Source organism: Clostridium sp. N3C, from assembly GCF_900095445.1.
GTDB lineage: Bacteria > Bacillota > Clostridia > Clostridiales > Clostridiaceae > Clostridium_AU.
The window spans coordinates 1-200 of sequence record NZ_FMJL01000088.1 but is presented as its reverse complement, the minus strand read 5'-3'; the positions used below and the strand labels follow the sequence as shown (position 1 = coordinate 200).

Annotated in this window: 1 rRNA gene; it reads left to right on the top strand. The window is 54.5% G+C overall.

Annotated elements, in window-relative coordinates:
• Positions 1-200 (top strand): 23S ribosomal RNA (locus N3C_RS14795); the annotation flags it as partial.

The following is a 200-nucleotide window of genomic DNA, read 5'->3' as shown; positions in this document are numbered from 1 at the left end:
GGTATTATCTGTACAGGATAGGTGGGAGACTTGGAAGCAAGGGCGTCAGCCCTTGTGGAGTCGACCTTGGGATACCACCCTGATGATACTGAGATTCTAACCGGAGGCCATGAAGCTGGTCACGGGACATTGTTAGGCGGGCAGTTTGACTGGGGCGGTCGCCTCCTAAAATGTAACGGAGGCGCTCAAAGGTTCCCTCA